The organism is Pseudomonas sp. S2_H01 (assembly GCF_054668305.1).
The window spans coordinates 2,980,008-3,000,063 of sequence record NZ_CP162756.1 but is presented as its reverse complement, the minus strand read 5'-3'; the positions used below and the strand labels follow the sequence as shown (position 1 = coordinate 3,000,063).

The following is a 20,056-nucleotide window of genomic DNA, read 5'->3' as shown; positions in this document are numbered from 1 at the left end:
ATGCATTTATATATAGGTGTAATGTCCGGAAGCAGTCTTGATGGACTCGACTTCGCGCTCGTAGAACAGGGTGACCGACCACGTTTGCTCGGCACCCATTACATCCCTATGCCTGAGGACCTGCGCGCCGAACTGCTTGGTCTGTGCTCAAGCGGCCCGGATGAGCTCGCTCGCGCGGGGATCGCGGAGCAGAAGTGGGTCCGTCTGGCCGCGCAAGGCGTGCTCACGCTGCTCGACCAGCAGAAAGTCCTGGCGGGTGCGATTCGCGCCATCGGCAGCCATGGCCAGACGATCCGCCACGAGCCTGCGCGCGGGTTCACCATCCAAATCGGTAACCCCGCCCTGCTTGCAGAGCTGACGGGTATTACCGTTGTCAGTGATTTCCGCAAGCGCGACATTGCTGCAGGTGGGCAAGGTGCGCCGCTGGTGCCTGCCTTCCATGAAGCATTGTTCGACGACAACAAGGACTATCGTGCCGTCCTGAACGTCGGCGGGTTCAGCAACCTCAGCCTGATCGAGATCGACAAGCCCGTATCCGGCTTCGATTCCGGCCCGGGTAATGTGTTGCTGGATGCCTGGATCCAGGCCCAACGTGGCTTGAGCTATGACAAGGATGGTGCATGGAGCGAAAGCGGGACGGTTAACGCCGACTTGCTGAAGTCTATGCTGAGCGACCAGTTCTTCCAGACCAAAGGCCCAAAAAGTACCGGGCGCGAGGTATTCAACCTGGGCTGGGTTCACCATCACCTGTTTCAGCTGCCAACGCTGAAACCTGAAGACGTGCAGGCGACGTTGCTGGAAGTCACTGCGCTGAGCATCACCGAGTCGCTGCAATCGGCTCAGGCACAGACCAAAGAACTGCTGGTCTGTGGTGGCGGCGCTCTTAACAAAGCCCTGATGAATCGACTGGCTGCGCTGCTGCCCAACACGAAGGTCTCGAGCACAGCCAAGTTTGGTGTCGACCCTAAGTGGGTTGAGGCGATGGCGTTCGCATGGCTGGCCCACTGCGCGCTGGAAAGCGTCCCGGCCAACCGCCCAAGCGTCACGGGCGCCAAAGGCCTTCGCGTTCTGGGTGCAATCTACCCGGCGTAACGCTCAGCGCCAACGCAAAACGCCGCGCATATGCGCGGCGTTTTCGTTTACAGCCCGTGAATCAGATCGAGAAAGACGAACCGCAACCACAGGTCGTGGCAGCATTCGGGTTCTTGATCACGAAACGAGAACCTTCGAGACCTTCCTGATAGTCAACCTCTGCGCCCGCCAGATACTGGAAGCTCATCGGGTCGACAACCAGGCTTACGCCCTCACGCTCAACGATGGTGTCATCGTCGGCGACGTCTTCATCGAAAGTAAAACCATACTGGAAACCGGAACAGCCGCCGCCAGTGACGAACACCCGCAACTTCAGGCGATCATTGCCCTCTTCGTCGACCAGGGTTTTCACTTTGTGCGCTGCACCTTGCGTGAATTCCAGAGCCGTAGGAGTGAAGGATTCAACGCTCATGCTCGATATCTCCCGGCGCTAAGCCGTCATAATGCGTAATGCGCGCATTATCCGCTTGTCCTAGAAAATTGGTCAACTATTTGGAGAGCAGCGGTAAGCCACTCGCTTCAAGCCGCAAGAAGCGTTACCCCTCTCGCAGCTTGAAGCTTGCCGCTAGAAGCTGCTCTCAAGGCAACAATGCGGCGTGAGACAGCCCCATACGCTCGTCCAGTTCGAACATGATGTTCATGTTCTGCAGCGCTTGGCCCGATGCGCCTTTGACGAGGTTGTCGATAACCGACAACACCACCACCAGATCGCCATCCTGAGGACGGTGCACCGCGATGCGGCAGACGTTGGCGCCGCGTACGCTGCGCGTTTCGGGGTGGCTGCCCGCCGGCATCACATCAACGAACGGTTCCTCGGCGTAGCGCTTCTCAAACAGAGTCTGAAGATCAACAGACTTGTCGACGACAGTTGAGTAAAGCGTCGCGTGGATACCGCGGATCATCGGCGTCAGGTGCGGAACAAAGGTCAATCCGATGTCGCCGCCTGCTGCACGACGCAGGCCCTGGCTGATTTCCGGCAAATGGCGATGGCCTTTTACGGCGTACGCCTTGAAGCTCTCGCTGGTTTCAGCATAAAGAGAACCGACACTGGCGCCGCGACCTGCACCGCTGATGCCGGATTTACAGTCGGCAATCAGACGAGTCGGATCGGCCAGGCCCGCTTCCAGCAACGGCAGAAAGCCCAGCTGAGTGGCGGTCGGGTAACAACCCGGTACAGCGATGAGGCGAGCACCCTTGATTTTCTCGCGATTGACTTCAGGCAGGCCATAGACCGCTTCGTCGAGCAAGTCTGGCGCACCATGTGGCTGGTTGTACCACTTGGACCACTCAACCGGATCCTGCAGACGGAAGTCAGCCGACAGGTCGATGACCTTGGTGCCTGCTGCCAGCAATTCACCGGCCAGCGCGTGAGCGACACCGTGCGGGGTGGCGAAGAACACGACATCGCAAGCACCCAGAACCTTCACGTCCGGCACGCTGAACGCCAGACCGTCATAGTGGCCTCGCAGGTTCGGGTACATGTCGGCAACGGGCAAACCTGCCTCGGAGCGCGAGGTGATCGCCACCACTTCAGCCTGCGGATGCTGTGCCAGAAGACGCAGCAACTCGACGCCGGTGTAACCCGTGCCACCGACGATACCGACCTTGACCATAACCTGCCCCTCAACGAAACCACTGGAAAGCCGCTGATAATAGGAGTCCAGCGCCTTCGGGACAACCGCGAACGTGACGTACGGGCACGCAAGCCACTACTATTTACGCCACCGTGCCCCTGGAAAAACCAAAATGCTCTATCTGTGGATCAAAGCGCTGCACATTGTTTCGATGGTCTGCTGGTTCGCCGGCTTGTTCTATCTCCCTCGCCTGTTCGTCTACCACGCCATGAGCGAAGACACCGTTAGCCGCGAGCGTTTCTGCACCATGGAGCGCAAGCTCTATCGCGGCATCATGGGCCCGGCGATGATCGCCACGCTGGTGTTCGGCATCTGGCTGATCACACTTAGCCCAGGGTTTCTTCAGCAAGGCTGGATGCACGCCAAACTGACGCTGGTCGTGCTGTTGATCGGTTATCACCACATGTGCGGCGCGCAGGTCAAACGCTTCGCTCGCGGTGAAAAGGGCCGCAGTCATGTGTTTTATCGCTGGTTCAACGAAGTCCCGGTACTGATCCTGCTCGCCGTTGTCATCCTGGTGGTGGTGAAGCCGTTTTGATTACCCCGTGGTGACGCATTCAACCCAAGACAAGGAAGCCAAGCATGGCGGAACACTTCAAGATCGTTTTCGAAGGGCAGTTGCGAACGGGTGTCGATCTGGAAACGGCGCGCCTGAACCTGGCGCAGCTGTTCAAAAGCGACGTATCGAGCATGGATCGGTTATTTACCGGCAAGCCTGTGACCGTGAAACGTGGCCTGACGCAGGATGACGCGCAGCGCTATATGAAAGCCTTGAACGATGCAGGCGTTGAAGCCCGTATCGAACCCGAGCAGCCTGTCACCTGGACGCTGGAAGAGGTCACCGCTCCCGAACCGCAGAAGCCCGCTTTCGAACCTGCCGCCTCCCCTTATGCACCTCCGCGCGCATCGATGGCCCAGGACTGGCCGGCGGTTGGCGAGCTCAAGGTCTTCACGATCCAGGGTCGGATTGGTCGTCTGCGCTACCTGGCGTGGAGCATGGTAATGGTTTTCGCGCTGATGGCCGCCTTTATGGTGTGCCTTCAGGTCATGGCGATGTCGCTGACGGCTGGCGGTTTGCTCGCTGCGGTGCTTTTTGTCGCCTTCCTCGTGGTCAGCATTCAGATGGGAGCCCAGCGGCTGCATGACGCAGGGTGGTCGGCCTGGTTGCTTCTGTTGAATCTGGTGCCCGTGATCGGAGGCTTTTTCCCGTTCTTGATGATGGCTGTTCCCGGCAACAGCGGGCCGAATCGATATGGCCCACCGCAACCGCCGAACACGCGGTCCGTCAAAGTGCTCGCCACCTTGTGGGTTGTCTTCCTCGCGCTGGTATTCGCTGGTGCAATGATGGGGGGCCTGCAGAAAATTCAAGACCAGGTAGAGGCCACTACGGGTGACTATGAGCAGACGTTGCCTAACGATGATGATTCGGACGACGCCGCACAACCTGTTGTCCCTGTAGACCCTGCCGATGCCGGTGACTCTTCCGACAGCGAAGACGACCAATAACTGTCTGGCAGCAAGGAGGCTGTCTCAACATCTGCTACACGTTCATGGGAGAACCGCATGACCCGTTACGCCCTGGTCACTGGCGCATCCAGCGGCATCGGCCTTGCCATGGCTGAAGCCTTGGCCCGCCGTGGCCGCAATCTGATTCTGGTCTCGCGCCACCGGGACATGCTGGAAAGCATCGCACTTGAATTCACTCAGCGCTTTGGCGTCGAGGTGCTGTTTCGCGCCTGCGACCTAGGTGAACCCTTACGACTCTCAGGTTTCCTGCTCGAGTTGGAAGAGGGCGAGCGACAGATTGATCTGCTGGTGAACTGCGCAGGCATCGGCAACAGCGGGCCGTTTCTCGCCCAGGAATGGGCGCAGGAACAAGACTTGCTGGACCTCAACGTGCTGGCCCTGACTCGCCTTTGCCACACCGTGGGCAACCTGATGGCAGTGCAAGGCGGCGGACAGATTCTCAACGTCGCCTCGATCATGGGTTTCCAGCCAGGCCCCTGGATGAGCACGTATGCCGCCAGCAAGGCCTACGTACTGCACTTTTCAGAAGGCCTGCGCGAAGAACTGAAGAAAACCGGGGTGAAGATTTCGGTACTGTGTCCGGGCCCGACGCGGACATCGTTCTTCCGCACAGCACAACTCAACGCAGACAAATTCACCGACGACAAGACGATGACCGCCGAGGAGATTGCGCTGTACACCGTTCGCGCCCTCGACAAGAACCGCGCGATTATCATTCCCGGAAGGCGAAACCGCTTCCTGGCCCAGCTACCGCGCCTGACAGGTCGCTGGATGGCGCGGAAAATCTGGGGATCGATACTGAAGTCGCGCACCTCGGCCTGAGTCGCTGAACAGCAAGAAACGGCTGGGCGCACGCAGGTGCGCTCAGTACACTCGGTCCACTCCCCCACAAGAAACGGAGAAACAAGGCTGTGGAAACTCTGTTCACCAAGATCATCAATCGCGAGATACCAGCGAAGATCATCTATGAAGATGACCAAGTGCTGGCCTTTCATGACATCGCCCCACAGGCGCCGGTGCATTTTCTGGTTATCCCGAAAAAGCCGATTCGTACGCTCAATGACGTGACCGAGGAAGACAAAGGCCTGCTGGGCCACATTCTCTTCACCGCGCAACGCCTGGCGAAGGAGCAAGGTTGCGAGGACGGTTTCCGGGTGGTCATGAACACCAATGAGAAAGGCGGTCAGACCGTCTATCACATTCATATGCATGTACTGGGCAAGCGCCAGATGACCTGGCCTCCGGGCTGAGTCGGAAATTCAACGACTTACGCCCGCCGAGCGTCTAAAACGCGTCTCGGCGGGCTGACGCAGAACAAGCCTCGTCACATCGATTGAGGTAGACTGGCCGCCGTGGATTTATCCGGAGGTGCCCATGGCTACCGAACGTCACTACTCCCCTATCGATCGTTTCCTTCTGCAAGCCGACGCGGCGATGAAAACGCTGCTGCCTGCCAGCGCGCACGCTCACCGCCCCTCGCCCGCCATCGTTCAACCTGACACCAAGATGAGTGAAGTCGACACCAAACATGTCGCTGGCCTCATGCGCATCAACCATACAGGCGAAGTCTGTGCTCAGGCGCTGTATCAGGGACAAGCCCTGACCGCCAAGCTGCCGCACGTGCGCAAGGCGATGGAGCACGCCGCCGAAGAAGAAATCGACCATCTGGTGTGGTGTGAGCAACGCATCCGCCAATTGGGCAGTCACACCAGCGTACTCAACCCCTTGTTCTACGGCATGTCGTTCGGCATTGGCGCGGTGGCGGGTTTGATCAGCGACAAAGTCAGCCTGGGGTTCGTTGCCGCCACTGAAGATCAGGTCTGCAAACATTTGAACGAGCACCTGGAGCAATTGCCGATCGAGGACGAAAAATCTCGCGCGATTCTCGAACAGATGCGCACTGACGAAGAACAACACGCCGAAGGCGCTATTGATGCAGGCGGTTTCCGCTTTCCGCGGCCGGTAAAATTTGGCATGAGTTTGCTGGCCAAGGTCATGACCAAGAGTACTTACCGGATCTGATGCTGGTGCTTTGACAACAACGGCCGCTCGCAACTGAATTCGCGAAGCGGCCATGTCAGACACAGATGTCTTGTTGATAAACAAAAAAGGCGCCTCGATAGGCGCCTTTCTTGTTCATGCAGGAAACATCATCAGTTCGGCATGTTGCGACCGTAGAAGATTTCCAGCATTTCGTGTTTCACACGGTCAGTGACCTGCTCACGCTGTTCTGGCGAGAGGTTGCTGGTCGCGTCGCCGAACAGGTAATTGTCCAGTTCGAACTGCTTGAGCAGCATTTTGGTGTGGAACAGGTTTTCCTGATACACGTTCACGTCAGTCATCTGATAGCTGTCGCGAGTGTCTTCGGAAAGGTAGTTCTGGATCGAGTTGATCTCGTGATCGATGAAGTGCTTCTTGCCTTCCACGTCACGGGTGAAACCGCGCACGCGATAGTCGACGGTCACGATGTCGGACTCGAACTTGTGAATCAGATAGTTCAGGGCCTTGAGCGGGGAAATCACGCCGCAGGTCGACACGTCGATGTCCACGCGGAAGGTCGCGATACCGTCGACCGGGTGAATTTCCGGGTAGGTGTGGACCGTGATGTGGCTCTTGTCCAGATGAGCAAGAATGGTTTCCGGCAACGGGCCGGGCGATTCTTCAATCTGGCTGTCGGTTGGCGTCACCGGCTGCTCGGAAATCAGGATCGTGACACTGGCACCTTGCGGATCGTAGTCCTGACGCGCGATGTTCAGGATGTTGGCACCAATGATATCGACGACATCCGTGAGAATCCGCGTCAGGCGTTCTGCGTCATACACACTGTTGATGTACTCGACGTAGGCCTGCTGGTCCTGCGGGGTTTCCGCATAGCAGATGTCATAGATGTTGAAGCTCAAGGTCTTTGTCAGGTTATTGAACCCGTGGAGCTTGAGTTTGCTTTTCACCGTTAAAAACTCTCTATATGGGTGCGGCCCAGGCCGCGTGATCAAGCATGCCCGTCAACTGAGCCCGGCTCAGTCGCGTAGGACGGTTAACACCTCTTCGCGTTGGCGATTTTGGTTGTCTGGTCGGAGGCGAGCCGGCAAGGTTCCGGCGGTCGCGCCCTGAAAAAGGGGCGCATTATGCAGACCTCGGAAGTCGCATGCCATAGCCTGCGCCTCATTTGTGAAAATTGGGTGGTGAATCAGCCCAATTCGATGATTTCGTAATCGTGGGTGATTTCAACGCCAGCGTTGCCCAACATGATAGACGCGGAGCAGTACTTCTCGGCGGAAAGCTCGATAGCGCGTTTGACTTGGGTCTCTTTCAGACCACGGCCCTTCACCACGAAATGCAGGTGAATCTTGGTGAACACTTTGGGATCTTCGTTGGCGCGTTCGGCTTCCAGAAACGCCTCGCAGCTTTCGACCGGCTGACGGGCCTTTTTAAGAATGCTGACCACGTCGAAGTTGCTGCAACCACCCAGACCAATGAGCACCATCTCCATCGGGCGCACACCCAGGTTGCGACCGCCGCTCTCGGGCGGGCCATCCATCACGACCACGTGACCGCTGCCCGACTCGCCGAGGAACATGGCCTCACCGGCCCACTGAATACGCGCTTTCATCCCCAGGACTCCAATGCTTGAAAAAAGGCGGCCAGCTTAGCACAGGGCCGGAATGTCGCTGAGTGGACCGGAAATGTCGATAAGCGACAGAAATGTAGGAAATTTCCGAAAAAATGGCGAATTGCCGCTGCTGAACTGTGACAAATCGGAAATACTGCCGATACCTTTAAGAATGCCTCAGGGCGCAGTTTTTTACGGGATACAGCCATGGTCGCCATGACCCCTCCGAACAAAGTGAAGCTGGTCGACAAACTTCTCCCTCACGCACAACGAAAGCGCTGCGCCGCCAAGAGCAACATCATCTGCGCCGGTGAACAATCCGAATCGCTTTACCTGATCATCAAAGGGTCGGTCACGATCCTGATCGAGGACAACGAAGGCCGCGAGATGATTGTCGCCTACCTCAACAGCGGTGATTTCTTCGGCGAGCTGGGCCTGTTCCAGCAAGCGGCGACCGGTCCACAGCGCAGCGCCTGGGTCCGGGCCAAGAGCGAGTGCGAAGTCGCCGAAATCAGCTACACCAAATTCCGCGAGTTGAGCCAGCACGACCCCGAGTTGATGTACGCGATAGGCGGACAAATGGCCGAGCGTCTGCGCAATACCACACGCAAAGTCGGCGACCTGGCATTTCTCGATGTCACCGGGCGCGTCGCACGCAGCCTGCTCGACCTGTGCAAACAGCCGGATGCGATGACTCACCCCGACGGCATGCAGATCAAGATCACACGTCAGGAAATCGGTCGTATCGTGGGGTGTTCACGCGAGATGGTGGGCCGCGTTCTCAAGTCTCTGGAAGAACAGAAGCTGGTGCACGTTCGTGGCAAGACGATGGTGGTCTTCGGCACTCGCTAAGCGCCCGATCCCGACTATAAGCGGGCGATCATGTCCGCGTAGCGCTCGCCCAACCGGTCCAGGAAGTCGGGGGCGGCGAACAGCTCGTGCAGCGCGATGTGGCTCTGCGCACGGCAGCGCTGTTCCAACTCGCACATCTGATTGAAGCGGTTGACGGCATTGACCATGTCAACCCGCTCGTTATCCAACAGCATCGCGCCATGGGCCAGCACCACCGGGCGCCGTCCACCCTGACTTTGTCGCCAGCGCTGGGCCGTCCCGACCATCTTGCGATCATCCAGATTGACGTTGAAACGACCGTCGCAGAAGGCGCCGTCAACCTCGCCCAGAGAAGCGGCGCCACCGAGATCGGTCAACACGTCGAGCATGGGCTGACACAGACGCATGTAGGCGTTCTCGATACGATCCCTGTCCAGATCGGATTGTGGCTGAACGTAGACCAGCGCGACGTTCACCGTCGCAGGTGACTGCGGGACCGGTTCTCCACCGCTTTCACGCAGCAGAACCGGCCAACCGATATCGGCCAGGGTCTCGCTGGCTTCGGTGAAACCGTCCAGACGGCTCAAGCGTCGCGGCATCACCAGCGCGTGATCACTGGGTCGCCAGAACAACAGACCGTAATCGGCATCGCCTGCGCAGACCGAGGCCAGCAGGTCCTGTTCGGCCTTGAGGCCGGCTTCAACGCAGATGTCGATTACCTGGGTGGTCATGATCACGCCTCGTTCCGACGAACCTGGGGCCGTCTCAATCCAGGGTGCTGGATTTGATGGCCGTACCTTTTTCCGGGAAGAACAGACGCTGCAGCTCCACACCCGGCTTCTCGGCGCGCATAAATGCTTCGCCAACCAGGAACGAGTACACGTCGTTGATTTCCATCAACTCGACGTCGGCACGGTTGAGAATGCCGCTCTCGGTGATGACCAGGCGATCACGCGGGATACGCGGCAACAGGTCCAGCGTGGTTTCCAGGCTGACATCGAACGTATGCAGGTTACGGTTGTTAATCCCCACCAGCGGCGTATCGAGGGTTTTCAGCGCACGCTCCAGCTCATCACCGTCGTGCACTTCAACCAGCACGTCCAGTTTGTTGGCTTTGGCGACCGCAGCCAGTTCGGCCATCTGAACGTCGTCCAGCGCAGAAACAATCAGCAGGATGCAGTCTGCGCCCAGCGCGCGAGCTTCGACGACCTGATACGGGTCGATCATGAAGTCCTTGCGGATCACCGGCAGTTTGCACGCGCCACGGGCTTCTTTCAGATAGGCGTCAGCACCCTGAAAGAAGTCGATGTCGGTCAGCACGGAAAGACACGTCGCGCCGCCCGCTTCGTAGCTTTTGGCGATTTCAGCGGGCTGGAAATGCTCGCGAATCACGCCCTTGCTCGGCGAAGCCTTCTTGATTTCGGCGATGACGGCAGGCTGCTTGCGCTTCGCCTGCTCGATCAGCGCCTTGGCGAAGCCACGTGGAGCATCGGCGGTGGCAACCAGGGTTTCCAGCTCGGACAGGCTGACGCTGGCGCGCCGCGCCGCGACTTCCTCGGCCTTACGGGCGAGAATCTTTTCCAATACCGTCGGCACGCTCATCCTTCATTCTCCTGTTTGAATACCGCGGTAAAAGCACCCAGCTCTTCAAGCTTCTCACGCGCCAGACCGGTGTGCAGCGCATCGTGCGCCAATGCCACGCCTTCCTTCAGGGAAGAGGCATGATCGGCGGCGTACAGCGCGGCGCCCGCATTGAGCACAATCATTTCAGCCGCTTTCTGGCCGTTCTCGGTTTTGCGCCGTCCCAGCGCATCGCGGATCAATTCCAGCGACTGCGCAGGACTGTCGACCACCAGGCCGAACAGGCTCTGGCTCTTCATGCCCAGGTCTTCCGGCTGCACCCAGTATTCGGTGACTTCGCCGTTCTTGAGTTCAGCGACAAAGGTCGGCGCCGCGAGGCTGAATTCGTCCAGACCGTCCTGTGAGTGCACCACCAACACGTGCTTGCTGCCCAGACGCGACAGCACTTCAGCCAGCGGACGGCACAGCGCCTGACTGAACACGCCGACGACCTGGTGCTTGACGCCTGCCGGGTTAGTCAGTGGACCCAGCATGTTGAACAGCGTGCGCAGGCCCAGCTCTTTGCGTGGACCGGCGGCATGTTTCATCGCCCCATGATGGGTTTGCGCAAACATGAAGCCAATGCCGACGCTGTCGATGCAACGCGCCACCTGAACCGGCGTCAGGTTCAGATAGACACCCGCCGCTTCCAGCAGATCGGCACTGCCGCTTTTGCCGGAGACAGCACGGTTGCCGTGTTTCGCGACCGTGCAGCCCGCCGCAGCGATGACGAACGAGGCGGCTGTCGAGACGTTGAAGATATTCGCGCCGTCGCCGCCGGTGCCGACAATGTCGACCACGCCGTCGAGGGTCTTGAGTTCGACCTTGTCGGCCAGCTCACGCATGACCGAGACCGCGCCGACGATCTCGTCGATGCTCTCGCTCTTCATGCGCATGCCCATCAGAAAGGCACCGATCTGCGCCTGCGTGCACTGGCCGGTCATGATTTCGCGCATGACGTCGCGCATTTCGTCGGTGCTCAGGTCCAGTTGCGTCACAACCCGGCCCAGCGCCGTCTTGATATCCATTGCCATATCGAAGTGTCCTTAACCCTGACGAGTGCCGCCGGTCTGCTTGAGGAAGTTGGCGAACAGCTCGTGACCCTGCTCGGAAAGAATCGACTCAGGGTGGAATTGCACACCCTCGACATTCAGCGTCTTGTGACGCAAGCCCATGATCTCATCGACGGAGCCGTCTTCGAGCTGGGTCCATGCGGTCATTTCCAGGCAGTCCGGCAGTGTCTCGCGCTTGACCACCAGCGAGTGATAGCGGGTAACTGTCAGCGGGTGTTTCAACCCTTCGAACACGCCTTTGTCTTCGTGGATCAGGTCGCTGGTCTTGCCGTGCATCACTTGGCGCGCGCGCACGACGTCGCCGCCAAACGCCTGGCCGATGGACTGATGGCCCAGGCAGACGCCCAGCACCGGCAGCTTGCCGGCGAAGTGCTTGATCACGTCGATGGACACGCCCGCTTCATTCGGGGTGCAAGGGCCTGGGGAAACGACGATGCGCTCGGGGTTCAGCGCCTCGATTTCAGCGACGGTCATTTCGTCGTTACGGATCACTTTAACGTCGGCGCCCAACTCGCCAAGGTACTGCACGACGTTATAGGTGAAAGAGTCGTAGTTATCGATCATCAGCAGCATGGTGTGCTCAACCTCTTGGAATCACTGACCTTTATTCAAACCTTCCAGAGTCCGTGTTCGTTTTTGCGCCCGTTTGTGCAGTCGTTGCATGGCTCGACTGGGGCAGACGTCACGGTTTGAAGGCAGGGTGTTACAGGGCCGGGAGAGCCGGCAGGGAAAAGAGTCAGGCGCGCCAACGCCAGCGGGCGTGAGCCTTGATAACGCGCATCAAGAGTTTGCTGACAGTCGTCACGGAAGGGGTCTCATCTAAACGTTTTGGGACATTAGCGTACCGAATCAAGCGGCGCAACCGCATTGTACGATAGAAAAATTTGAGTGGATGCAGTCAGAACGAGCGGCATAACACGGATCAGCCTGTGTCGGAGTTTCAACCCTTTCAAACCGGGGCTGTTTCACCGAGCAGTCGGGACATCCTGGCCCGCAGCCGAGGCCCGACGAAATCCAGAAACGCGCGCAGCTTCAACGGCAGCGGCGCCTGACCGGTGTGCACCAGGCTGACGGGCAAGGGCGCCGATTCATAAGACGCCAAAACCACACGAAGCGCGCCATGACGCACAGCTTCCGCCACTTGATAAGACAGAACGCGAATCAAGCCGACACCCAGTGCCGATGCATCGATGGCAGCCTCGGCGGTGTTCACCGTGAGCCTTGACTGAACAGGCACCGACACCTGAGAGCGGCCAGCGCCGAAGACCCAGGCGCGTTTAGACTCCAGCACCTCAAAGGTGATGCAGTCGTGTTCGGCCAGATCAGTCGGGTGAGTGGGCTCGCCACGCTGACTCAGGTAGGCGGGACTCGCACACACGACGCGCCGCACCGTTCCCACGCGGGTCGCCATAAGCGAACTGTCGGGCAGCTCACCTATGCGCACGGCAATATCACCGTGCTCTTCCATTAAATGCACCACGCGATCGGTCAGCATCAGGTTGACGGTGATCAGCGGGTAATGAGCCAGAAATTCTGCAATCACGGGCACCGCGTGCAGGCGGCCGAACACCACGGGCGCCGTGACCGTCAGCTCGCCTTTCGGCGCCGAATATTCCCCCGTCGCAGCCCGCTCCGCCTCACCGATGTCTTCAAGAATCCGCCGGCACGCGACCAGGTAAGCGCTTCCAGCTTCGGTCAGTGAAAGCTGACGCGTGGTGCGGCGCAGCAAGCGTGTTTTCAGGTGCGTTTCCAGCTCCACGACCTTGCGGCTGACTGTCGCCAGCGGCATGCCGAGTCGGCGTGCTGCGGCGGACAGGCTGCCAGCGTCCGCAACGGTGACAAAGATGGACATCGAGTCAAGGCGGTTCAACGGCGACTTTCTCGGAATATGGAAGAATGATTCCCGATCTTAGGGAATTATCTTTACCAATGCGAGGGCGTAGGGTTCAAGGCTCACCACCGGTACGCGACAGATTGGCTGCAAGTGCCGGAGCCACTTACCCACAGGAGGGTGCCATGAGCATTTCCAAAACGCCCGCTGCGCCCGTCATCGCGTCACGCGGCAAAATCATCATGATGGCGATCATTGCCGGAGCGGTGATCACTAATCTGTACTGCGTACAGCCCATCTTGCCGCTGATCGCCTCAAGTCTTGGCGTTGACCAAACGACCGTGGACCTCGTGGCCGGCGCAGCGCTGCTCGGGTTTGCCTTTGGGCTCGCGCTGCTGTTGCCGCTGGGCGACCGTTTCGATCGGCGCAAGCTGGTCCTCGGACAAATCGCGGTCGCCTTCATTTTCGGTATCGCCGCCGCAGCAGCGCCGAGCATCTGGACGTTGATTGCCGCGGCGTTCGGTCTGGGTGTGGTCAGCTGCGTCCCACAGCAACTGGTGCCTTTCGCTGCGGTGATGTCGCAACCCAGTGAACGCGGACGTAACGTGGGAACCGTGGTCAGCGGCATCATGGTCGGCATTCTGCTGGGCCGAACCATCAGCGGCGTGGTGGGTGACACCTACGGTTGGCGCGCGGTGTTCGGCGTAGAAGCAGCCTTCATGATCCCGGTCTTCATCGCCGCCGCAACGCTGCTGCCCAAGGGCGTGCCCAGCACCCAACTTTCCTACGGTCGCCTGCTGGCTTCGCTGTGGCCGTTGATGCGCGACAACCGTCCGATTCGCGAATCAATGATGGTCCAGGCGCTGCTGTGGGCGTGCTTCAACGCCTTCTGGGTGAACTTGGCCGCGCTGCTCGCAGATGGCCCCATGCATCTGGGCAGTGCCTGGGCGGGTGGATTCGGCATCATCGGTGCGGCCGGCGCGCTTGCCGCTTCGCTGGGCGGTCGTGCCTCGGACACACTCGGTGCGCGCAAGGTGATTGGCGCCAGCATCGCTATCGTGACGTTGTCCTTCCTGCTCCTCGCCGGTGCCGAGTCCTCTCTGATCTTCCTTGTGATCGGGGTTATCGTGCTCGACATCGGCGTACAGGCCGGCCTTGTGTCCAACCAGACCCGCGCCTTTGCGGTCGACCCGAAAGCGCAAGGCCGAATCAACAGCCTTTATATGACCGCAACGTTCTTCGGTGGCGCGGTCGGCACCATCATCAGCGGCTGGCTAATGGCCCGACTGGGATGGCAAGGGATCGTCGCCTTCGGAATCCTGCTGGGTCTGATCGCGATGGCCATCCACTGGGTCGGCTCGGCCCGCCTCCCGCAAAAACAAGTGAGCCCTGGCGCCTGAAACGCTGTCACTCGTAAGTTCTGAAACAGACGACAAAAGCCCTCAGTCAAACGTTTCCTCTTGATCCCGCACGTTGGATTCGGGTGTCCGCTTTCCGGGTGGACACCTTTTTTCTGCTGACCGTGAACGCACTGTTCTTGCGACGCACCTGCATCCTTGTTGATACAGAACATGGCGACCTGTGTCGTGGCTGCTACCTTGTCGTACAGCAATAAAAAAAGAAGGGATTTCTCATGCTCAACGCCACACTGTCGCGACCTTTCGCGGCCTGCCTCCTCGCGCTCGCCTGCTCCTCGGCGTCGGCGGCTTCCTCGCCCTATTCAACGATGATCGTATTCGGCGACAGCCTCGCCGATGCGGGCCAGTTTCCCGACGCGGGCGGCCCACCCGGTGCAACCTTGCGCTTCACCAACCGTACCGGCCCCACGTATCTGAATGGAAGCGGTGAGGTGTTCGGCCTGAACGCCTCGACGCTGCTGGGCGGCATGCTCGGGGTGTCACCCAATGATCTACAGGCATCCACCTCACCGGTCCGTGCGGCACAAGGATTGGCCGACGGTAACAACTGGGCGGTGGGTGGTGATCGGACGGATCAAATTTTGGCCGCGATCACCACTCAGTCGCAGGTCGCCAATACCGATACCACGACCGGCGTGACCACCGTTTTCCGCACACGACCAGGTTATCTGGCAGAAACCGGCTTTCGTGCCGACCCGAATGCGCTGTATTACCTGACCGGCGGTGGCAACGACTTTCTGCAGGGTCGGGTGCTTAGCCCGGGGCAAGCGGTCAGTGCCGCGAACAATCTCGCTGACAGCGCGCAGGTGCTGTCGCAGGCAGGTGCGCGTTACATCATGGTCTGGCTGCTGCCCGATATCGGCCAGACGCCCGCTGTTTCAGGCACGCCATTGCAGGTCCCGTCGACGTTGCTCAGCGGCGTGTTCAATCAACAGCTGGTAAACCGTCTCGGGCAAATCAATGCCGAGGTCATCCCGCTGAACGTGCCCGGCCTGGTCAGAGAAGTGTTGGCCGAACCTGCGCGCTACGGTCTGGCCGCCGACCAGAATCTGGTCGGCACCTGTTTCAGTGGTAACAGCTGCACCGCCAACAGTGTTTACGGAATTGGCGGGCTCACGCCTGACCCGACGAAACTCCTTTTCAACGACGGGGTTCACCCCACCGTCGCCGGCCAGCGCCTCATCGCCGACTACGGCTATTCGATTCTGTCTGCGCCTTGGGAGATCACCCTGCTGCCGGAAATGGCCAATGGCACTTTGCGCGCACAACAGGATGAGCTGCGCAGTCAATGGCTGGCCGACTGGGGCAACTGGCAGAACGTGGGTGAATGGCGTGCGATCGTCGCCGGGGGCGGTCAGAAAATGGACTTCGATGCGCAGAGCAATTCTGCGAGCGGCGACGGCCATGGCTACAACCTGACCATCGGCGGCAGCTACCGGTTTGCTGAAGACTGGCGTGCCGGCCTGGTCGCGGGCGCCTACCGGCAGACGATGGAAGCGGGTCCACGGGATTCGGACTACAAGCTCAACAGCTACATCGCGACGGCTTTTGTGCAGTTTCAGGCGAATCACTGGTGGGCTGATCTCGCTGCATCGGGTGGCAAACTCGATTACGACAACCTCAAGCGCAAATTTGCGCTGGGCGTCAGCGAGGGTGCAGAGAAAAGCGACACCGACGGCAACCTTTGGGCGCTCAGTGGCCGAGTGGGATTCGATCTTGCCGAGCAGACCAGCCGCTGGCATGTCTCGCCCTTCATCAGCGCCGACTACTCGCATGTCGAGGTGGACGGTTACTCGGAGAACAGCACTCGGGCGACGGCGCTCAACTACGACGATCAAACCCGCCGTTCAAAACGGCTCGGAGCAGGCGTGCAGGGCAAGTTCGACCTCACACCGCAAACCCAGCTGTTTGGCGAGGTGGCACATGAGCGGGAATTCGACACCGATCAGCAGGATGTGACCATCGCGTTGAACAGCGTTCCCGGCGTGGACTTCAATCTGGAAGGTTATGAGCCGCAGCGCAGTTTGAATCGGGCAAGCGTTGGCATGAGTCAGAAGCTCGCCCCGGATCTGACACTGCGTGCGGGTTACAACTGGCGCAAAAACGATGACCTGACGCAGCAAGGGGTGAATCTTGCGTTGAGCCTGGATTTCTAATGCCGCTCTCCTACCCCGCATCAAACGTGGACGTGTAGGAGCGCGCTTGCCCGCGAAGACTGATTGTCTGACGCTGAGTTTGCAGCGGATGTACCGACCTCATCGCGGGCAAGCGCGCTCCTACACGGGATTTGCGCCGGACAAAAAAAACGGCGCCATTGGCGCCGTTTTTAAGGGTGCAGCTTCATTACGCCTCAGGCGTCTGCTCTGCCAAGGCCACCGCGCGGAACATGGCGCGGCGTTTGTTCAGGGTTTCTTCCCACTCAAGCGCGGGCACCGAGTCTGCAACGATGCCGCCACCGGCCTGAACGTGCAGTTCGCCGTTCTTGATCACTGCGGTACGAATGGCAATCGCGGTGTCCATGTTGCCGTTCCACGCCAGGTATCCGACTGCCCCGCCGTAAACGCCACGCTTGACCGGCTCGAGTTCGTCGATGATTTCCATCGCGCGAATCTTAGGCGCACCCGACAACGTGCCTGCCGGCAGGATCGCACGCAGGGCGTCCATGGCGGTCAGGCCGGCTTTCAACTGACCGGTCACGTTGGACACGATGTGCATGACGTTGGAATAACGCTCGATGACCATCTTCTCGGTGAGCTTCACCGAGCCGATCTCTGAGACGCGCCCGGTGTCATTACGGCCCAGGTCGATGAGCATCAAGTGCTCGGCGATTTCCTTGTCGTCGGACAGCAGATCGACTTCGAGCGCGTGGTCCGCTTCTTCGGTCGCGCCACGAGGACGAGTACCGGCGATAGGACGCACGGTAATCAGGTTGTCTTCGACGCGCACCAGCACTTCCGGCGAACTGCCGACGACATGGAAGTCGCCGAAGTTGAAGAAGTACATATAAGGCGTCGGGTTGAAACAGCGCAGCGCGCGGTACAGATCGATCGGCGCAGCCTTGAAGTCGATGGACATGCGCTGCGACGGCACGACCTGCATGCAGTCGCCCGCCAGGATGTATTCCTTGATGGTGTCGACCGCTTTTTCGTAATCGCCCTGCGTGAAACTGGAGCGGAACACCGGGTCGGCCGCCTGTGGACGGGTCAGGTCCAGGCCACGACGCGGGGTGATCGGCTGGCGCAGTTTCTCCATCAACTGGTCCAGACGCGCCCGGCCGCTTTCATAAGCGTCTGGCTGAGCAGGGTCGACCAACACGATGGCGTGCATCTTGCCCGCCAGGTTGTCGAACACCACCACGGCGTCGGACACCATCAGCAGGATATCCGGCACGCCCAGTGGGTCCGGGTTCGGGCAGGCGCCCAGACGCGGCTCTACATAACGCACGCAGTCGTAACCGAAATAACCCACCAAACCGCCGTTGAACCGCGGCAGACCGGGAATGGTCGGCACGTTGTAACGCGCCTTGAAGGTTTCGACGAATGCCAGCGGATCTTCGGCTTCGAGACGCTCGATCTCGACACCGTCCCGGGTCACGCTGATGGTGTGCCCATGCACACGCATGACCGTACGGCAGGGCAGTCCGATGATCGAATAACGGCCCCACTTTTCGCCGCCTTGCACCGACTCCAGCAGATAGGAGTTCGGCTCGTCGGCGAGCTTCAGGTAGATCGACAACGGTGTGTCGAAGTCGGCCAGTGTTTCGAGGGCAAGCGGAATGCGGTTGTAGCCGTCAGCGGCCAAACGCAGGAATTCTTCGCGGGTCATGATCAGCCTCGTGGTCTGAGGGTAAAACGGTCAGTTGTGCAAACGCGCCGGACGTCCGGCCAGATTCAAGTCAGGCGCGCCAACGCCAACGGGCCAGGGCCTTGATGACTTTCATCCAGAGTTTGCGAGTGACCACCACGATGGATTCTCTAAAGGAGGGAGCTTTAACGTCGGGCAACGTTATCTCAGCCCCAAGATCTAAGCAACCGGGAATAAGCTTGCGCAAATCGTCGATCACCAGCGCCGGAGATTCCTCGGCAATCGGGCGACCGTGGTTGTAGCCGTAGCTCAATGCCACACACGCGACACCGGCGGCTTTGGCGGCCAGCACGTCGTTGCGCGAGTCACCGACAAACAGCGATTGCGAGCCCGGCGCACCGGCCATTTTCATCACGAAGAACAGCGCCGCAGGATCGGGTTTCTGTTGCGGCAAGGTATCGCCGCCCACGATCCAGCGAAAGAAACGGCCCAGTTTCATGTCATCCAGCAGAGGCGCGACGAATTGCTCGGGCTTGTTGGTGATGAGGGCCATTTCCACGCCATTTTTCTGCAGCCATTTCAGGGTTTCACGCACGCCTGGATAGACCTTGGTCAGCGAATGGTCGCCGCCGTAGGCCTCCATGAAAATTGCCAGCGCCGACTCAGTGGACGCTTCGTCCACGCCGGAGTGGTCCATGTCGTTCGCCAACGCCCGGCGCACCAGCACGCGCACACCGTTGCCGATCCAGTCGCGCACGCGCTCGATACCCGCCGGCGCGCGTCCGAGCTGAATCAGGGTTTTATCCACAGCTGCGGCCAGATCCGGCACCGAATCGACCAGGGTCCCATCCAGATCGAACATGATCAGTTTGGGCAGGCGACCCGGAAACAGCTGTTCGAAGCCGCTCATCAACGAGCCAACGCCAGTTCTGCACGCATTTTTTCAATGACCTCTTGGTAGTCCGGCGCATTGAAGATAGCTGAACCTGCAACAAACGTATCGGCGCCCGCTGCAGCGATTTCACGGATGTTGTTGACGTTGACGCCACCGTCGATTTCCAGACGGATGTCACGGCCGGACGCGTCGATCAACGCGCGTGCTTCGCGCAGCTTGTTGAGTGTGCCGGGAATGAACTTCTGCCCGCCAAAACCCGGGTTGACGCTCATGAGCAGGATCATGTCGACCTTGTCCATGACGTACTCGAGCAGGTTCAGCGGAGTCGCCGGATTGAACACCAGACCGGACTTGCAACCGCCTTCGCGGATCAGTTGCAGGGAGCGGTCGATGTGCTGGGTCGCTTCCGGGTGGAACGTGATGTAGGTCGCGCCGGCCTCGACGAAGTCGCCGATGATGCGATCGACGGGGCTGACCATCAAGTGAACGTCGATCGGTGCCGTGATGCCGTACTTGCGCAGCGCCGAGCACACCATCGGACCGATGGTCAGGTTGGGGACGTAGTGGTTGTCCATGACGTCGAAGTGGACGATGTCGGCGCCAGCGGCCAGGACATTGTCGACTTCCTGACCCAGACGGGCGAAATCGGCGGACAGAATCGACGGAGCAATAGCGAAGGGCTGCATGACGCACCTTTTTTGAGCGAAATCACGGTGGCGCG

The 20,056-nt window shown here is 59.6% G+C and carries 21 protein-coding genes; 9 read left to right on the top strand and 12 right to left on the bottom strand.

The genetic code is table 11. The features are described 5' to 3' along the window. Positions 1-1,092 (top strand): anhydro-N-acetylmuramic acid kinase, encoded by a 1,092-nt coding sequence (locus tag AB4N84_RS13350; protein ID WP_460046693.1) that lies wholly within the window; start codon positions 1-3, stop codon positions 1,090-1,092. 61 nt (positions 1,093-1,153) lie between these two features. Here the strand turns inward: AB4N84_RS13350 and erpA are convergent, their stop codons facing one another. Further along, positions 1,154-1,504 (bottom strand): iron-sulfur cluster insertion protein ErpA, encoded by a 351-nt coding sequence (gene erpA / locus AB4N84_RS13345; protein WP_074752191.1) that lies wholly within the window; start codon positions 1,502-1,504, stop codon positions 1,154-1,156. A gap of 166 nt (positions 1,505-1,670) precedes the next feature. Beyond that, entirely contained in the window at positions 1,671-2,705 is a 1,035-nt protein-coding gene (argC, locus tag AB4N84_RS13340) for an N-acetyl-gamma-glutamyl-phosphate reductase (protein WP_074752192.1), read from the bottom strand. Positions 2,706-2,838: 133 nt separating this feature from the next. Here argC and hemJ point away from each other — a divergent pair, with 133 nt between their 5' ends. The 5 genes from hemJ to coq7 all read left to right on the top strand — a co-directional run bounded on the left by hemJ (position 2,839) and on the right by coq7 (position 6,275). Further along, positions 2,839-3,264: a protoporphyrinogen oxidase HemJ gene (gene hemJ, locus AB4N84_RS13335; protein ID WP_074752193.1), complete on the top strand. Its 426-nt coding sequence runs from the start codon at positions 2,839-2,841 to the stop codon at positions 3,262-3,264. 44 nt (positions 3,265-3,308) lie between these two features. Then, positions 3,309-4,232 (top strand): DUF805 domain-containing protein, encoded by a 924-nt coding sequence (locus tag AB4N84_RS13330; protein WP_460046691.1) that lies wholly within the window; start codon positions 3,309-3,311, stop codon positions 4,230-4,232. A 57-nt stretch (positions 4,233-4,289) separates the two neighbouring features. After that, positions 4,290-5,075: an SDR family NAD(P)-dependent oxidoreductase gene (locus AB4N84_RS13325; protein WP_074752195.1), complete on the top strand. Its 786-nt coding sequence runs from the start codon at positions 4,290-4,292 to the stop codon at positions 5,073-5,075. 89 nt (positions 5,076-5,164) lie between these two features. Further along, on the top strand, positions 5,165-5,503 hold the full coding sequence (locus AB4N84_RS13320) for a histidine triad nucleotide-binding protein (protein ID WP_074752196.1): 339 nt from the start codon (positions 5,165-5,167) through the stop codon (positions 5,501-5,503). A 124-nt stretch (positions 5,504-5,627) separates the two neighbouring features. Further along, a complete protein-coding gene (gene coq7, locus AB4N84_RS13315; RefSeq protein WP_074752197.1) occupies positions 5,628-6,275 on the top strand; it encodes a 2-polyprenyl-3-methyl-6-methoxy-1,4-benzoquinone monooxygenase in 648 nt (215 codons plus the stop codon). 131 nt (positions 6,276-6,406) lie between these two features. Here coq7 and speD read toward each other — a convergent pair whose 3' ends face one another. Continuing rightward, positions 6,407-7,201 (bottom strand): adenosylmethionine decarboxylase, encoded by a 795-nt coding sequence (gene speD, locus AB4N84_RS13310; protein WP_074752198.1) that lies wholly within the window; start codon positions 7,199-7,201, stop codon positions 6,407-6,409. 239 nt (positions 7,202-7,440) lie between these two features. Next, positions 7,441-7,863 carry an OsmC family protein gene (locus tag AB4N84_RS13305; protein WP_074752199.1) on the bottom strand — a complete coding sequence of 141 codons (423 nt, stop codon included), beginning with the start codon at positions 7,861-7,863 and terminating at the stop codon, positions 7,441-7,443. A 207-nt stretch (positions 7,864-8,070) separates the two neighbouring features. On the opposite strand from AB4N84_RS13305, the gene crp reads away from it, so the two are divergent. Next, complete coding sequence (crp, locus tag AB4N84_RS13300; protein WP_074752200.1) at positions 8,071-8,715, top strand: cAMP-activated global transcriptional regulator CRP; 645 nt, start codon at positions 8,071-8,073, stop codon at positions 8,713-8,715. A 14-nt stretch (positions 8,716-8,729) separates the two neighbouring features. On the opposite strand, the gene AB4N84_RS13295 is transcribed toward crp, so the two are convergent. From AB4N84_RS13295 to AB4N84_RS13275, 5 genes are all read right to left on the bottom strand, one after another. Continuing rightward, the gene (locus tag AB4N84_RS13295; RefSeq protein ID WP_460046690.1) at positions 8,730-9,425 is read right to left on the bottom strand and encodes a lipoyl protein ligase domain-containing protein; all 696 of its coding nucleotides are present in this window, start codon (positions 9,423-9,425) and stop codon (positions 8,730-8,732) included. 34 nt (positions 9,426-9,459) lie between these two features. Beyond that, on the bottom strand, positions 9,460-10,296 hold the full coding sequence (gene trpC / locus AB4N84_RS13290; protein WP_074752202.1) for an indole-3-glycerol phosphate synthase TrpC: 837 nt from the start codon (positions 10,294-10,296) through the stop codon (positions 9,460-9,462). Next, a complete protein-coding gene (gene trpD, locus AB4N84_RS13285) occupies positions 10,293-11,342 on the bottom strand; it encodes an anthranilate phosphoribosyltransferase (RefSeq protein ID WP_460047015.1) in 1,050 nt (349 codons plus the stop codon). Before trpD ends, trpC begins: the two co-directional genes overlap by 4 nt. A gap of 18 nt (positions 11,343-11,360) precedes the next feature. Then, positions 11,361-11,960: an aminodeoxychorismate/anthranilate synthase component II gene (locus AB4N84_RS13280; RefSeq protein ID WP_074752203.1), complete on the bottom strand. Its 600-nt coding sequence runs from the start codon at positions 11,958-11,960 to the stop codon at positions 11,361-11,363. A gap of 376 nt (positions 11,961-12,336) precedes the next feature. Continuing rightward, entirely contained in the window at positions 12,337-13,257 is a 921-nt protein-coding gene (locus AB4N84_RS13275) for a LysR family transcriptional regulator (RefSeq protein ID WP_460046688.1), read from the bottom strand. A 146-nt stretch (positions 13,258-13,403) separates the two neighbouring features. On the opposite strand from AB4N84_RS13275, the gene AB4N84_RS13270 reads away from it, so the two are divergent. Further along, complete coding sequence (locus AB4N84_RS13270) at positions 13,404-14,618, top strand: MFS transporter (RefSeq protein ID WP_074752205.1); 1,215 nt, start codon at positions 13,404-13,406, stop codon at positions 14,616-14,618. A 233-nt stretch (positions 14,619-14,851) separates the two neighbouring features. Continuing rightward, positions 14,852-16,792: an esterase EstP gene (estP, locus tag AB4N84_RS13265; protein ID WP_460046687.1), complete on the top strand. Its 1,941-nt coding sequence runs from the start codon at positions 14,852-14,854 to the stop codon at positions 16,790-16,792. A gap of 187 nt (positions 16,793-16,979) precedes the next feature. Here the strand turns inward: estP and trpE are convergent, their stop codons facing one another. From trpE to rpe, 3 genes are all read right to left on the bottom strand, one after another. Beyond that, complete coding sequence (gene trpE, locus AB4N84_RS13260) at positions 16,980-18,461, bottom strand: anthranilate synthase component I (protein WP_460046686.1); 1,482 nt, start codon at positions 18,459-18,461, stop codon at positions 16,980-16,982. Between the two features lie 70 nt (positions 18,462-18,531). Further along, positions 18,532-19,350 (bottom strand): phosphoglycolate phosphatase, encoded by an 819-nt coding sequence (locus AB4N84_RS13255; RefSeq protein ID WP_062385176.1) that lies wholly within the window; start codon positions 19,348-19,350, stop codon positions 18,532-18,534. Further along, complete coding sequence (gene rpe / locus AB4N84_RS13250; protein ID WP_346832932.1) at positions 19,350-20,021, bottom strand: ribulose-phosphate 3-epimerase; 672 nt, start codon at positions 20,019-20,021, stop codon at positions 19,350-19,352. The genes AB4N84_RS13255 and rpe overlap by 1 nt, the downstream gene beginning before the upstream one ends. Positions 20,022-20,056: the final 35 nt, after the last annotated feature.

Bases quoted from the DNA above. Each gene is read 5' to 3' on its own strand.
- AB4N84_RS13350 (WP_460046693.1), top strand. From the start codon at position 1: ATGCATTTATATATAGGTGTAATGTCCGGAAGCAGTCTTGATGGACTC.
- erpA (WP_074752191.1), bottom strand. From the start codon at position 1,504: ATGAGCGTTGAATCCTTCACTCCTACGGCTCTGGAATTCACGCAAGGT.
- argC (WP_074752192.1), bottom strand. From the start codon at position 2,705: ATGGTCAAGGTCGGTATCGTCGGTGGCACGGGTTACACCGGCGTCGAG.
- hemJ (WP_074752193.1), top strand. From the start codon at position 2,839: ATGCTCTATCTGTGGATCAAAGCGCTGCACATTGTTTCGATGGTCTGC.
- AB4N84_RS13330 (WP_460046691.1), top strand. From the start codon at position 3,309: ATGGCGGAACACTTCAAGATCGTTTTCGAAGGGCAGTTGCGAACGGGT.
- AB4N84_RS13325 (WP_074752195.1), top strand. From the start codon at position 4,290: ATGACCCGTTACGCCCTGGTCACTGGCGCATCCAGCGGCATCGGCCTT.
- coq7 (WP_074752197.1), top strand. From the start codon at position 5,628: ATGGCTACCGAACGTCACTACTCCCCTATCGATCGTTTCCTTCTGCAA.
- AB4N84_RS13305 (WP_074752199.1), bottom strand. From the start codon at position 7,863: ATGAAAGCGCGTATTCAGTGGGCCGGTGAGGCCATGTTCCTCGGCGAG.
- crp (WP_074752200.1), top strand. From the start codon at position 8,071: ATGGTCGCCATGACCCCTCCGAACAAAGTGAAGCTGGTCGACAAACTT.
- AB4N84_RS13295 (WP_460046690.1), bottom strand. From the start codon at position 9,425: ATGACCACCCAGGTAATCGACATCTGCGTTGAAGCCGGCCTCAAGGCC.
- trpC (WP_074752202.1), bottom strand. From the start codon at position 10,296: ATGAGCGTGCCGACGGTATTGGAAAAGATTCTCGCCCGTAAGGCCGAG.
- trpD (WP_460047015.1), bottom strand. From the start codon at position 11,342: ATGGATATCAAGACGGCGCTGGGCCGGGTTGTGACGCAACTGGACCTG.
- AB4N84_RS13280 (WP_074752203.1), bottom strand. From the start codon at position 11,960: ATGCTGCTGATGATCGATAACTACGACTCTTTCACCTATAACGTCGTG.
- AB4N84_RS13270 (WP_074752205.1), top strand. From the start codon at position 13,404: ATGAGCATTTCCAAAACGCCCGCTGCGCCCGTCATCGCGTCACGCGGC.
- estP (WP_460046687.1), top strand. From the start codon at position 14,852: ATGCTCAACGCCACACTGTCGCGACCTTTCGCGGCCTGCCTCCTCGCG.
- trpE (WP_460046686.1), bottom strand. From the start codon at position 18,461: ATGACCCGCGAAGAATTCCTGCGTTTGGCCGCTGACGGCTACAACCGC.
- AB4N84_RS13255 (WP_062385176.1), bottom strand. From the start codon at position 19,350: ATGAGCGGCTTCGAACAGCTGTTTCCGGGTCGCCTGCCCAAACTGATC.
- rpe (WP_346832932.1), bottom strand. From the start codon at position 20,021: ATGCAGCCCTTCGCTATTGCTCCGTCGATTCTGTCCGCCGATTTCGCC.